Source organism: Marinobacter sp. (assembly GCF_052094685.1).
Lineage (GTDB): Bacteria > Pseudomonadota > Gammaproteobacteria > Pseudomonadales > Oleiphilaceae > Marinobacter.
This window is the reverse complement of sequence record NZ_JBQDKB010000033.1, coordinates 1-13,705: the sequence shown is the minus strand read 5'-3', so window position 1 is coordinate 13,705 and position 13,705 is coordinate 1. Positions and strand designations below refer to the sequence as shown.

Genomic DNA, 13,705 nt, shown 5'->3' with positions numbered 1-13,705 from the left:
TGATGCACAAGCGCCTGACCGTATTTTCAGCCACTGCCTCTGCTCTCTTGCTGTCGCTGGGCATGACAACCCTGGCAGAAGCTAGCATGTACCGGTATTCGGACGAAGAAGGCCAGCTTGTAATCAGCAACACCATTCCTCAGCAAGCCACCAAACGCGGCTACGACATCCTCAATTCAAACGGCCGCGTGGTGGAAACTATTCCTCCAGCGCCAACAGAGGCTGAAATTGCCGCCCGCGAAGCACAAAAGCAGCGCCAGAAAGAGCTCACCATTCAGCGCGAACAAGACACTCGACTTCTGAAGCGCTTCAGTCATCCCGATCAAGCCATTAAGGCCATGCATCGCAAACTGGATGAATTGCGAGGACTTATTCAGCTCAAGCGGGGCAACATCTCCGTTATCTCAAGCCAACTGGACAACGAGCAAAGCCGCGCTGCGAATATGGAACGCAACGGTCAAAAAATACCGGATGCAACCCTCGACAAAATCCACCGCCTTGAGTCCCAAATCCGCGACATTGAAAGAGAAATTCTCTGGCAATCTCAGGAGATTGAAGCCCTAAAGCAGGCTTTTGAGAAAGACATAAAACGCCTTGAAAAAGTCACCGGGGAAACCCGTACCCTTTCGCTAGAAGCAACCAGCACTTCAGATTAGCCTGCTTTAATGGCGGCTACTCTAAATTGGCCATCTGCCAGGCACAAAAAGGGCGCCATAGCTTGAGAGCCGGCGCCCTTTTTGTTCGCCAGTACAAACTGCGTACTGACTTAACTGTTCACCTAAAAATCACGCTGAAGCAGTTGCGTTCTTCTCAGCAGCCTTCTTTTTCGCAGTTGTCTTGCGAGCCGCTGGTTTCTTGGTTTCTACAGATTTCTTAGCGTCTTGAGCGGCTTCAGACACGTCGTCTGCTGCTTCAGAAACGGAGTCTGCACCTTCAGCGGCTTCTTTCTCAAGCTTAGCTACGAGATCAGCAGCAAAGCTGCTAAAACGGCTGTTCAGGCTACGCAACTGATCAAAAAGGCCGTCGCTGTAGCCGTTATAACGGTTGCGCAAATTTTCAACACTGTATTCACGCGCGCCAGATTCCAGCTTTTCTGCGTATTCAAACGGCTTGGCCGCCAGCTTCTTCTGCTGCTCTTCCGCAGCATTGATGCCTTTTTCTACGATTTCCTGAAGCTGTTCCTGATAAGTTTTGAGCTTGCCCATATCACTTCTCCTTAGTTTACCGAAGCTATTTCCGACCGCCCCTTACTGTTTCCAATCTCGGCCTAGACCGCTTGACCAGTGCAAAGGTGCGTGCCTTTCTTTGATTCTGTTACCAAGGTTACGGTTAAAAATTAGAATGTTCATACTAAAAACAGAAGCTTTGACGATGAGACATATAAGGTGTTTTACGGACTACTTCCTTGTCACGCGCATCTCAATACGCATAATGCTCTTTGTTTCAGTAGTCCGTCTCCCCGTTTTATTCCGGCTCTGTGACCGCTGTAAAAAAAGAGGCTGTGCAACAGCAGCTCTAACGCGAGAGTTCCATAGAGATTATTATGAAGAACGAAACCCTTTGCCGATCTTCTTTCCAATGGAATGGGCCTAACCTGTTCGCCTACCTACCATTTATTATATTGATATCAGCACTAACGCTGCTAACCGGCTGCCAGGAAGATGACAGAGCCACCCATTCATCGATTTTGCGGGCATCGGAGCTGGCAAACAATCGATTGGACAGAGCCTCGGGCGGGTTACTCAGCACACTTGGGCAAAAATCGCCGACCAAGAACGCTATTACAAAAACAAAGCCCCCAAAAGCATTGCGCTGGAGCGCGCCGCAAACAAGGGAAGACGGCTCCGCGCTGAAGCCAGGGCACATTGCCGGGTTCCGAATCTACTACCGCTTGCGGCATACAGACCATTTCAACGTGATTCTTGTGGACAGCCCAGACAGCACAAACCAACCACTTACTGACTTGCCGCCAGGCGCTTACGAATTTGCGATTACAACCGTTGATGTGGAAGGGTTGGAAAGCAGGCGCTCAGCGCCTGTTCTAGTTGATCTGATTTAAGCGGACGCCTACCAGCGAAAGAGAACCCAGCTTGGGATCATGACGCCGGAATCGGGTTCGCGGGCCCAACCACCACCATCGGCCGGCACTAGGTAGTACTCAACGCCAACTTCCGGCACGACCTTTATTTCCATGAGTTGCCCGTTAACCCGGTACTCATAGAAAACCTTATCATCAGCAGAGCGGATAACAATCTGTGGGCCGTCGCTGGATGGCTGGTAATCCGAAACCACCACCGGCTCTTTAGGCGTTTCTACAACGGTTTCGTCCAGCGCACCACTTTCCTGCGCCACCGCAGACCCCAGGCCCCAAACGAGCAGAAATGCGGAACAGGCGATTCGTTTCATTTTCGTGATACCCTTTTGTTCATCCAAATTAAGTACAGAGTTGCATAAGCCAACCCATGCTTCAATCAGAATCCGGATCCCCTTTAACATGACTGAACAAAAGACCCCTCCCGTGGTGCTTGTGGACGGTTCGTCCTATTTATTCCGTGCATATCATGCACTTCCGCCACTGATGACCAGTAAGAATCACCCCACCGGTGCCATCAAGGGCGTTATCGCGATGATTCGACGCCTAGATCAGGATTTTCCCGGCTCAAAGGTGGTTGTGGTATTCGATGCCAAAGGCAAAACCTTCCGCCACGATTTGTACAAAGAGTATAAGGCCAACCGTCCGCCCATGCCGGAGGACCTGGCCGTGCAGATTGAACCCATTCATCAAATGGTGAAAGCTATGGGATTGCCGCTGCTGATCGTAGGCGGCGTGGAAGCAGATGATGTAATCGGCACCCTAGCCAGCGAAGCTACCGATAAAGGCATTGACGTGGTGGTTTCCACCGGCGACAAGGACATGGCTCAGTTGGTCAGCGACCATGTAACCCTGATCAACACCATGACAGACTCCTGGATGGACCGGGACGGGGTGAAGGAGAAGTTTGGCGTAAGCCCTGAGCAGATCATTGATTACCTAGCTTTAGTTGGCGACAAGGTGGATAACATTCCCGGCGTCAACAAATGCGGGCCAAAAACCGCAGTAAAGTGGCTGCAAGCCTATGACAACATAGACAACCTGCTTGAGCATTCGGGTGAGATTAAAGGCAAGATTGGCGAGTACCTGCGCGAAGCCGTTGACACCCTGCCCCTGAGCCGGGAACTTGCCACCATCAAAATGGATATTGAGTTGGAGTTCGGCCTGGAAGACTTGCAAGAGCGAGAGCAGAAAGATGAAGAGCTGTTGGAACTGTTCCGAGAATACGAATTACGAGGTTGGACGGCGGAACTAGAGGCCAAAACATCCGACGCCCCCGAAGCCGGCGATGGCCAGACCAGCGAAGCGACTAGCAACAATACTTCCGCACCGATCGAAAAGCGCTACAGCGTGATCACCGATCAGGAAGTGCTCGACGAGTGGGTTACAAGGCTCAAAAAATCCGAGCTGTTCGCCTTTGATACCGAAACCACGAGCCTACGTTATATGGAGGCAGAAGTAGTGGGTGTGTCATTCGCCATTGAAGCAGGCGAAGCGGCTTATGTACCCTTCGGCCACGACTACATGGGTGCGCCGGAACAGCTTGAGCGCGAAAGCGTACTGACTCAACTGAAACCTCTGCTGGAAGACCCAAAACTGAAGAAAGTCGGCCAGAACCTCAAATACGACAAGAACGTGCTGGCCAACCACGACATCTGCCTGAACGGCATTGCTGAAGACACCATGCTGGAGTCTTACGTACTAAATTCGGTATCTTCCCGCCACAACATGGACAGCCTGGCCCGAGCGTATTTGGGCGAGGAAACCATCACCTTTGAATCCATTGCAGGCAAAGGTGCGAAACAGCTCACGTTTAATCAGTTGGATCTGGAACAGGCTGGCCCCTATGCCGCAGAAGACGCCGACATAACCTTACGCCTGCATCAGGTGTTGCGCCCGCAACTGGCGGAAGTCGGCAAACTGCAGTCGGTTTACGAGGATATAGACCTGCCTCTGGTGCCGGTACTGTCTCGCATGGAGCAGCGCGGCACGCTGATCAATGCCAGCACCCTGCGCCAACACAGCCAAGAACTGGCCGAGCGGATGGCCGAGCTGGAAAAAGACGCCCACGAAGTGGCTGGCGAAAACTTCAATCTGGCTTCACCTAAGCAATTGCAGGCTATTTTCTATGAGAAGATGGGCCTTCCGGTGATCAAGAAAACGCCCAAAGGCGCTCCCTCTACCGCAGAACCCGTACTGCAGGAGTTGGCCCATGAACATGAACTACCCAGACTGATCTTGGAACACCGAAGCCTGAGCAAGTTGAAGTCTACCTACACCGACACGCTGCCGGAATTGATTCACCATCGCACCGGGCGCGTGCATACCTCTTACCACCAGGCAGTGACTGCCACCGGGCGACTGTCGTCTTCAGAGCCTAACTTGCAGAACATCCCTATCCGAAGCGAGCAGGGCCGCCGCATTCGCCAGGCCTTTATTGCTGAGAAGGGTTACAAGTTACTGGCGGCGGACTACTCGCAGATTGAATTGCGGATTATGGCGCACTTGTCTGGCGATAAAGGCCTGCTGACAGCCTTTGAAAACGGTGAAGACATTCACAAAGCGACCGCGGCGGAAGTATTTGGCGTGACGCTCGACGACGTAAGCAGCGATCAGCGCCGCAGCGCCAAAGCCATCAACTTTGGCCTGATTTATGGCATGTCAGCATTCGGGCTAGCTCGCCAGCTGGATGTGGGGCGCAAAGTAGCGCAGCAATACATTGACCGCTATTTCGAGCGCTACCCTGGCGTTTTGCAATATATGGATAATATTCGCAAGCAAGCGCACGACGACGGCTATGTTGAAACCCTGTTTGGCCGCCGCCTGTACCTGCCGGAAATCAACGCGCGTAATAAGCAACTGCAACAGGCCGCCGAACGCACCGCGATTAACGCGCCCATGCAAGGCACCGCCGCCGATATCATCAAGCTGGCAATGATAGACGTGGAAAGCTGGCTGCTTGCGGAGCATCCAGATACGGCCCGCATGACCATGCAAGTACACGACGAGCTGATTCTTGAAGTGAAGGAAGAAGCTGTAGACGAGATTCGCGAAGGGCTGGTTAAGCGCATGTCTGGCGCAGCGAAGTTGGCAGTACCGCTGCTGGTGGAAGCTGGCGAGGGTGATAACTGGGATCAGGCCCACTAAATAAAAACGCCCGGTGAGTGAACTCAACCGGGCGTTTTTAGTACAAGCTGGCTAAAGCTTTGCTTAGAAGGCTTTACTGACTTGGATTGATGCGCTCCAAGCGCTCAGATCATACTCTGCACTGTAGGAGGAGTTCGGATCCATCGGGTTTGGCTGTGTCCCGCCAGGCGTCAGAACGTAGTTCTTTTCCTCAACTTTCGGGTCGTCTTTAAACAGCAACGTACCTACTGCCGCATCTATCGTCCATCCGCTCTGAGCGGGCTTCCACTGGGCTCCCAGCGTCAACCAGTGCCGGTCGCTAGACGGAATACGCGCCGTTACAATTTCATCAACTGGCGATTCGTCCCATGCATAGCCAGCCTTGAGCGCCCACTCAGGCGTTGCCTGCCAGATACCACCCAAGTTGAACTGCCATGTATTTTTCCATTTTTCTGGGATGTGAGTCAGCTGATTGGGCATACCGCCCGGGCTTTGGCTGGTTAATGGTTTGCTGGAGTCTCGCCCATAAATGTCCAGAGACTCGAATCGGCTCCACCTAGAATACGTGGCACCGGCCAAGACAGTCACATCTTCCGTCAGGCTATGACGAATGCCAGCAGTGATACTTTCAGGGATCGTCAGCGGAACTCGGGCCGGCTCCGTAGAGTCAATCGCGCCAACACCGCCAGGCCCGGCAGCGGCAACATTGGTAAACTTTGCATCGCCTTTAAGCTCCAGCTCGGTTCCCGTTTGAGCTTTCAAACCAAATTGTGTCTGGTCATTCAACTCATACAAAAAGCCAACCTGAAAAGTGACACCAACATCATCACCCTCAATGTCAGCGTACCCTTGAGCCGGAGTTCCAGGAGCAACAGGAACGCCGCCAGCTTGGGCACCAGCGATAGTGCCGGAGTTATCCATAAACTTCGTAAGCTTACCTTCAACGTACATCACGTTGAGACCTAAGCCCATAGACAGGCCTTGGCCATTATTCACAGAAATCGCAGGCGTAAACGAAATCGCAGTCAGTTCAGTCTTATCCGCAAAGAAGCGGCCCACAAAATCATCGTCGTAATCTGCAGCAAGGCCATAGGGTGCGTGAATACCAAAGCCAACATCAATGGAATCATTAACCTGATGGGTCAGATAGATGTTTGGCAAAAAGGCCGGATCTGCAATATCTCCGCCTCGCGAACCTTGCACTTCACTCCCGGGGAGTGCAGAGGGAAGCTGGTTGTTTGCCTTAGCAGTCTTAGCCTTAGCTTCAATATCAACAACCGCAGTGCCAAAGGAAATATTCGTACCTTTCAGCTGACTCATGCCCGCCGGGTTAAAAAACACAGTAGTCGCGTTTTCAGGGTTTGCAGCAGCACCGGCGTTAGCAACGCCCATGGCACTGGCGCTTTGTTCATTCAGGGAAAAACCGCCAGCAAAAACACTAGCCGGCGCAGCAATTGCAGCAAGCGTGGCTAGGCGAACAGCACGGGTAAGCAGTGAGGGTTTCATAACAGCGGAATCTCCTTTGTAGTTTGGGGCGGAGTATACGCATTAGTGGCTATTGGCCTCAAATGCTAAAACTACTGATTTGAAACCCTAACCTTTTACAACTTTAGTCGATGCTCGCCTCGTCAGTTATCTTGGATAGTTAGCTTATCGACAGAGGACGACAGCTTATCCGCCCCCTGGGCGTCCGTACCCAGTTTTATCATCAGGCGCAGGTCGTTAGCCGAATCCGCATGGGCCAGCGCATCTTCGTAGGTAATTGAGCCTTCAGCATAAAGCTCATACAGAGCCTGATCGAACGTCCGCATACCAGATTCGTTCGACTTGGACATCAACTCCTTAAGCTTGTGCACCTCGCCCTTGCGAATCAGGTCGGCCACCAGAGGTGTGTTAACCAGCACTTCAATAACAGCCTTACGGCCTTTGCCATCCGGTGTCGGAATCAATTGTTGTGCCACGATAGCCCGGAGGTTAAGGGACAGGTCCATCCAAATCTGGTTATGCTGTTCTGGCGGGAAGAACTGAATAATTCTATCAAGCGCCTGGTTGGCGTTGTTTGCGTGCAGTGTTGCAAGGCAAAGGTGGCCCGTTTCGGCAAACTGCACTGAATACTCCATGGTTTGCCGGGTGCGCACCTCACCAATGAGAATAACGTCCGGCGCCTGACGTAGCGTATTTTTCAGCGCCACCTCAAAGCTCGACGTATCAATCCCAACTTCCCGCTGCGTTACAATGCAGCCCTGGTGCTGATGTATGAACTCAATGGGGTCTTCAATAGAAATAATATGCCCACGACTGTTGCGATTACGGTGCCCAATCATAGCGGCCAGCGACGTTGATTTACCGGTACCGGTTGCACCCACAAACATGATCAAACCACGCTTGGTCATGGCCAGTTCTTTAACAATTTCCGGCAAGGCCAGATCATCAATCTGGGGAATCTTCACTTCAATCCGTCGCAACACCATGCCACACAGATTGCGCTGGAAGAATGCACTCACCCGAAAGCGGCCAATACCCCGGGCACTGATGGCAAAGTTACACTCATGGGATTCATCAAACTCGGCTCGCTGCTTGTCGTTCATCGAGCCGTATACAAACTCCCTCGTCTGCTCCGGCGTTAACGCATTTTTAGTGACCGGCAGTACTTTACCGTTCACTTTCATGCTGGGCGGTACACCGGCTGTAATAAAGAGGTCTGACCCTCCTTTTTCTACCATCAGACGAAGCAGCTTTTCGAATTCCATTTTGATTACCTGTTTTTTTTGTACATCTACCCGATAAGCTCGGACAGTTCAGCGTTAGAAATTATCAGGCATTTTCGCCTTGAGCCGTGCGGCATCTCGAGAAATAAGCCCTTTTTGCAGCATTCGCTCCAGGCATTGATCCAGCGTTTGCATGCCCAAGGAGCCACCGGTCTGGATCGATGAGTACATCTGGGCAATTTTGTCTTCGCGAATCAGGTTACGAATCGCAGCAGTACCAATCATGATTTCATGGGCCGCTATTCGGCCACCGCCCATTTTCTTCATCAGCGTTTGGGAAACAACAGCCTGCAGCGACTCAGAAAGCATGGAGCGCACCATGGATTTCTCTTCCGCTGGGAACACATCTACCACTCGGTCGATGGTTTTTGCGGCCGAGGTGGTGTGCAGGGTGCCGAACACCAAGTGGCCTGTTTCTGCCGCGGTAAGGGCCAAACGGATGGTTTCCAGATCTCGTAGTTCACCTACCAGAATGATGTCTGGATCTTCCCGCAGAGCGGAACGCAGGGCTTCGTTAAAGCCCAGAGTGTCCCGGTGAACTTCCCGTTGGTTAACCAGACATTTCTTGGAATTGTGCACAAATTCGATCGGGTCTTCTATAGTAAGTACGTGTTCGTAGCGGGTATCGTTGATGTAATCGATCATCGCAGCCAGAGTAGTGGATTTACCCGAACCGGTCGGCCCGGTTACCAGCACAAGCCCACGGGGAACCGAAGAAACGTCTTTGAACACTTGGCCCATGCCAAGATCGTCCATGGTCAGAACTTTTGAGGGGATGGTACGGAAAACCGCACCAGAACCTCTGTTCTGGTTAAACGCGTTCACACGGAAACGGGCGACGCCAGGTACTTCAAAGGAAAAGTCGGTTTCCAGAAATTCCTCGTAGTCCTTGCGCTGCTTGTCGTTCATGATGTCGTAGATCAGCCCATGAACTTCTTTATGTTCCAGGGGCGGAAGGTTGATGCGGCGAACATCGCCATCAACACGAATCATCGGTGGCAGGCCGGCGGAAAGGTGTAAGTCAGACGCACCCTGTTTCGCCGAGAAGGCAAGCAGTTCAGTAATATCCATAGAAGTCCTCGGAAGGCTTTTTCTTTTACATAGGTAGCGTCTGTGCGACATAACCCGGCTCTGGGCACTTGGCGATCACTTGGCATTTCAGTGACCTGCGAGTAACGTGTCGCCATATAACAGGCAGACCAAACGCGACTATTTCAATCTATGAGCAGCATAGCAGACAACCTCGGGAGCGTAACCCGACTCATACAAAAAGCAACATTGCAGGCGGGCCGTAAACCCAGTTCTGTGAACCTGTTAGCGGTCAGCAAAACGCGCTCGGCAGAGGAACTGCGAGAAGCCGTGGCTGCGGGCCAACTGGCATTCGGGGAAAACTACCTTCAGGAAGCCCTCGAGAAAATGGGCGCCCTTGAAGACCTGGCTGATATCGACTGGCATTTCATTGGCCCGATACAGTCCAATAAAACCAGGCAAATCGCCTCGGCTTTTTCTTGGGTGCATAGTGTGGATCGCCTGAAAGTTGCCCGCCGCCTCAGTGAACAACGGGAAACCGGCCTGCCACCCTTGAATATTTGCCTTCAGGTTAATATCAATAATGAACCAAGCAAATCCGGGTGCCTGACAGAGGAGCTGCCAAACCTTGTCTCAGAGATAAGTCAGCTGCCGGGGCTTTCGCTCAGAGGGCTTATGGCGATCCCCGATCCAGAACAGACCGAACTTGCGTTGAAAGCGAGTTTTCGCAAGCTGGCCGAGACTCTGGAAGATTTACAACAGGAATACCCAGAAGCTGGGCCATTGGACACCTTATCTATGGGCATGTCTGGCGATCTCGAGCTGGCTATTGCAGAAGGTGCTACTTGGGTTCGTATTGGCACGGCTGTCTTTGGCCATCGGGCGCCAAAGAGCTGAACGGGCCGGTTCCTGTTATTATCGAGCCCGATGTTTAATTGAATAACCGTTGGAGCAAACCTTGAGCAAATCACCAACCATTTCGTTTATCGGTGCCGGCAACATGGCCAGCGCTATTATTGGCGGCATGCTGGACAGCGGCTTTAAGGCCAGCAACATATGGGCTAGCGCCCCGAACGACGATCACCTGCAGTCCATTCGCAAACGTTTTGGAATCAGCGTAACAACGGACAACCGCTACTGCGCACAGCAGGCTGATATGGTTGTGCTCGCGGTCAAGCCCCAGGCAATGGCCGATGTATGCCGTGATATAGCCCCCATTGCCCAAAATACCCGGCCGCTAATGGTGTCGATAGCAGCCGGCCTTGGTACAGACACACTTGATGAATGGCTTGGCGGCGGTTTACCTATTGCGCGAGTTATGCCAAACACGCCTTCCTTGGTTGGCAAAGGCGCAGCCGGGCTTTTTGCCAACAACAGTGTGAGCGGCGCCCAGAAAGAGATGGTGCAGTCGGTGTTTGAAGGCATAGGCATTGCTGTGTGGGTTGAAGATGAAGCCCTGCTGCACGGCGTAACGGCGCTTTCCGGCAGCGGCCCTGCCTATTTTTTCCTGATGTTGGAATCCCTTGAAGCAGCGGCCACCGAAGCCGGTGTAAACCCCGAAACGGCCCGGCAACTTGCCATTCAGACCATGGCGGGCGCAGCCGAAATGGCGGCCAAAAGCGAACACGATCCGGCCCAGCTCAAGAAAAATGTTATGTCTCCGAACGGTGTTACCGAGCAAGCCATTCACACCTTTGAAGAAGGCGGTATGCGCGATCTGGTAAAGAAAGCATATAACTCTGCTTACAAGCGCTCAGAAGAAATGGCCAAAGAACTGGCAGGCAAAGAGTAAAACAGTCACTGACAACGGAGAAACAGCTACATGCTGGCAGATATTTTGATTACGATCCTGCTGATCGCGTCCACCTTTTACATGACGATTATACTGCTGCGGTTTTTGCTGCAACTGGCTCGGGCTGATTTCTACAATCCGATTTCACAGTTTGCAGTGAAGGCCACCAACCCACTGCTAAGGCCCTTGCGCCGTGTTATTCCGGGCTGGGGCGGGATTGATGGCGCGGCTCTGGTTCTCGCCGTTCTTATTCAGGCCCTAACCTTCTTTCTTATTCTTGTTGCCCTCAGCGGCGGCATTCCGTCGTTCAACCCGCTCACACTGATGGTTTGGGCCGTTCTGAACGTTCTGGATCTGATCGTCAAAATCTACTTCTGGTCGGTGATCGCCGTAGTGGTTGTGAGCTGGATCGCACCGGGCAGCAGCCACCCGGCCATTCAGCTTGTCGCACAAATCACAGAACCGATCATGCGCCCAGTGCGCAACATGATGCCATCCATGGGCGGACTGGATCTGTCACCGATTATTGTATTCATTATTCTGAACGTCCTTTCTGTTGTTATTGAGCACATGAAGGTAGCAGCCGGCCTAGGGTCTATTGGGTTAGGAATGTAAACCACGTCTCAAAAAAAACAATTTGTAACAGTTCTCCACAAAAAGACCCGACCTGCAAGCCGCAAACTCACCTCGTTGATTTTGCGGCTTTTTTTATCGAACTCCTGTCGACAATTGCCACACACCTGCAAACGGCTGGCCGCAAACCCTTTAGGATCAGGCTAGTATTAACCGCAATTAATTAGTCCATCTGTCCGTCACGCGGATCCCAGCGAACCTGCTCGGGGAATGCCGGAAGCTGTGTAAAAGGAAAATCCGATGAGTCTTCAGGGAAATCTGACCCAGCAGGTAGAGGCCTACCACAACTGGAAAAAAGAACTGATCCGCCAGATCGGTCGGTATCGGTTGTGGCTTCAGGACAACAACCTATTCTCTGACGACATCAGCTCGCGGATTCGCCACGGGCTTGAACTCCTCATTGAAGATGAACTTACTATTGCGTTTGTTGGCGAGTATTCCCGCGGCAAAACGGAGCTGATAAACGCCCTGTTCTTCTCAGAATTTGGCCAGCGCATGTTGCCGTCCCAAGCCGGGCGCACAACCATGTGCCCGACCGAGCTGTTTTTTGATCGCAGCGCTAACGAAAACTATCTGCTGTTACTTCCTATCGAAACTCGCATCGGCGATCTGTCACTGCAGCAGTTGCGTAAGCAGCCGGAACGCTGGGTAAAACACGACCTGGACGAGCGCGACCCCGAAATCATGCGTGAAGTTCTGGGCGAAGTGGCCCGGGTGAAATCCGTTTCCCCCGCAGAAGCACGAGCCTTGGGTTTTAATGAAGACATGCTTGAGCATGACCGCAACAACCCCAGCAAGGTGCTGATTCCGGCTTGGCGCAATGCCCAGATTAGTATTCGTCACCCGCTATTTGAGCGCGGCCTGCGCATACTAGACACACCAGGGCTGAACGCTCTCGGCTCTGAGCCTGAACTTACCATCAGCATGCTGCCACGAGCCCACGCCATTATCTTTGTGCTAAGTGCAGATACTGGCGTCACGGCCAGCGACATGACCATCTGGAAGGAGCATATAGACACCAAGCATGCGGATCACCGTGCCGGACGATTTGCGGTACTGAACAAGATTGATGTTCTGTGGGATGACCTCCAAGGCGAAAAGCACACCCACGATGCCATTGAACGAGTGCGCGGCTATACAGCAGACCACCTGGGCATCCGCCAACAAGATGTTATTCCCCTTTCCGCCAAACAGGGGCTGGTTGCAAGAGTTCGGAAAGACAATGATCTGTTCGTTCGCTCCAACATTGGCAATCTGGAACAGTTGATCATTCAGCGCATCCTGATGCACAAGGAACAGCTAATTACTCAGAGCCTAATCAACGACTTGCTAGGTATGCTGCAAAATAGCCAAGCGGCTATGCAAACTCGTCTCAACTCTCTCGAAGAAGAGTTTCAGGCGTGTTCTGGCGCTAGGCTGGACAAAGCTGCCCTAAGCCGGCTGGCTGACCGCGCTCAGAAAGACTACGACTTTTACTACAAAAAACTGATTACACTGCGCTCAAGCCGCAGGCTTATGGGCTCCCAGGGTGACATGCTGAAAAAGCTGGTGGACGAGAGTCGCTTTGAGGCCCATGCCGCCAAAATTCGCAAAAACATGTCGAAAAGCTGGACCACGGTAGGTATGAACAGCGCCATGGAGCAGTTTTTTGAACTTCTTGAAGGCGATCTCACCAACCTGCTCAGCGAAGGCCACCTTGCGGAGAAAATGGTTGGCGCCATCTACCGACGCTATAACGACGACACCCGTGCCCGGCATCTAGAACCTATTCCACTGCGTGCCGGCCGTCATGTAATTGCGGTAAGGGAACTTCGAAAAAAAGCACGACGCTTCCGTGTGAGCCCTAAAAATTTGCTAACTGAACAGTCTGTTCTGGTACAGCGTTTTTTCAACGTAATGGTCAGCGAAGCCAGCACCCTGCACGCTCGTGTACGCCATGACGTGGAACGTTGGCCTTCAGAGGCGCTATTGCCGATCATGCAGTACTCTATGGAGCAAAAACAGCTTCTAGAGCACCAAATACGGCGCCTTAAGGATATGGTAAGAAGCGATCGCGACAGCCGTTCCGAGCGCGAACGATTGAGCAACACTATCAGCGACTTGCGCCGGCAACTGGAACTCGCCGATGCCATGCAGCGACAAATCCGTAAGCCTGCCCCGACCATGATCCAACAGAAAGTGGTCAACATCTCTGGCGCGATTTAGTTTCTCGCCTAGCAGCCTGTCGGACTTGCACCTGACAGACAGCGTTTAAAGTGATCTTGT

Annotated in this window: 12 protein-coding genes; 7 read left to right on the top strand and 5 right to left on the bottom strand. The window is 52.4% G+C overall.

The window, feature by feature from the left end; translation table 11 throughout:
* Positions 1 to 2 precede the first annotated feature (2 nt).
* Positions 3 to 656: a DUF4124 domain-containing protein gene (locus ACTH3S_RS08640; RefSeq protein WP_441808612.1), complete on the top strand. Its 654-nt coding sequence runs from the start codon at positions 3 to 5 to the stop codon at positions 654 to 656.
* Between the two features lie 129 nt (positions 657 to 785).
* Here the strand turns inward: ACTH3S_RS08640 and ACTH3S_RS08635 are convergent, their stop codons facing one another.
* The gene (locus ACTH3S_RS08635) at positions 786 to 1,205 is read right to left on the bottom strand and encodes a hypothetical protein (protein ID WP_441808611.1); all 420 of its coding nucleotides are present in this window, start codon (positions 1,203 to 1,205) and stop codon (positions 786 to 788) included.
* A gap of 338 nt (positions 1,206 to 1,543) precedes the next feature.
* Between ACTH3S_RS08635 and ACTH3S_RS08630 the strand changes: the two genes are divergently transcribed.
* Positions 1,544 to 2,059: a fibronectin type III domain-containing protein gene (locus ACTH3S_RS08630; protein WP_441808610.1), complete on the top strand. Its 516-nt coding sequence runs from the start codon at positions 1,544 to 1,546 to the stop codon at positions 2,057 to 2,059.
* 8 nt (positions 2,060 to 2,067) lie between these two features.
* Here ACTH3S_RS08630 and ACTH3S_RS08625 read toward each other — a convergent pair whose 3' ends face one another.
* Positions 2,068 to 2,406 (bottom strand): DUF2782 domain-containing protein, encoded by a 339-nt coding sequence (locus ACTH3S_RS08625; protein WP_441808609.1) that lies wholly within the window; start codon positions 2,404 to 2,406, stop codon positions 2,068 to 2,070.
* An 88-nt stretch (positions 2,407 to 2,494) separates the two neighbouring features.
* Here ACTH3S_RS08625 and polA point away from each other — a divergent pair, with 88 nt between their 5' ends.
* A complete protein-coding gene (gene polA / locus ACTH3S_RS08620) occupies positions 2,495 to 5,239 on the top strand; it encodes a DNA polymerase I (protein WP_441808608.1) in 2,745 nt (914 codons plus the stop codon).
* 63 nt (positions 5,240 to 5,302) lie between these two features.
* Here polA and ACTH3S_RS08615 read toward each other — a convergent pair whose 3' ends face one another.
* The 3 genes from ACTH3S_RS08615 to ACTH3S_RS08605 all read right to left on the bottom strand — a co-directional run bounded on the left by ACTH3S_RS08615 (position 5,303) and on the right by ACTH3S_RS08605 (position 9,057).
* Entirely contained in the window at positions 5,303 to 6,724 is a 1,422-nt protein-coding gene (locus ACTH3S_RS08615) for an OmpP1/FadL family transporter (protein WP_441808607.1), read from the bottom strand.
* A gap of 122 nt (positions 6,725 to 6,846) precedes the next feature.
* The gene (locus ACTH3S_RS08610) at positions 6,847 to 7,968 is read right to left on the bottom strand and encodes a PilT/PilU family type 4a pilus ATPase (RefSeq protein ID WP_441808606.1); all 1,122 of its coding nucleotides are present in this window, start codon (positions 7,966 to 7,968) and stop codon (positions 6,847 to 6,849) included.
* A gap of 54 nt (positions 7,969 to 8,022) precedes the next feature.
* Positions 8,023 to 9,057, bottom strand: a complete 1,035-nt coding sequence (locus tag ACTH3S_RS08605) for a type IV pilus twitching motility protein PilT (protein ID WP_441808605.1) — start codon at positions 9,055 to 9,057, stop codon at positions 8,023 to 8,025.
* 150 nt (positions 9,058 to 9,207) lie between these two features.
* Here ACTH3S_RS08605 and ACTH3S_RS08600 point away from each other — a divergent pair, with 150 nt between their 5' ends.
* The 4 genes from ACTH3S_RS08600 to ACTH3S_RS08585 all read left to right on the top strand — a co-directional run bounded on the left by ACTH3S_RS08600 (position 9,208) and on the right by ACTH3S_RS08585 (position 13,645).
* The gene (locus ACTH3S_RS08600) at positions 9,208 to 9,912 is read left to right on the top strand and encodes a YggS family pyridoxal phosphate-dependent enzyme (protein ID WP_441808604.1); all 705 of its coding nucleotides are present in this window, start codon (positions 9,208 to 9,210) and stop codon (positions 9,910 to 9,912) included.
* Positions 9,913 to 9,973: 61 nt separating this feature from the next.
* Positions 9,974 to 10,807: a pyrroline-5-carboxylate reductase gene (proC, locus tag ACTH3S_RS08595; RefSeq protein WP_441808603.1), complete on the top strand. Its 834-nt coding sequence runs from the start codon at positions 9,974 to 9,976 to the stop codon at positions 10,805 to 10,807.
* Between the two features lie 30 nt (positions 10,808 to 10,837).
* Positions 10,838 to 11,422 carry a YggT family protein gene (locus ACTH3S_RS08590; RefSeq protein ID WP_441808602.1) on the top strand — a complete coding sequence of 195 codons (585 nt, stop codon included), beginning with the start codon at positions 10,838 to 10,840 and terminating at the stop codon, positions 11,420 to 11,422.
* Between the two features lie 258 nt (positions 11,423 to 11,680).
* Positions 11,681 to 13,645: a dynamin family protein gene (locus ACTH3S_RS08585; RefSeq protein ID WP_441808601.1), complete on the top strand. Its 1,965-nt coding sequence runs from the start codon at positions 11,681 to 11,683 to the stop codon at positions 13,643 to 13,645.
* Positions 13,646 to 13,705 lie beyond the last annotated feature (60 nt).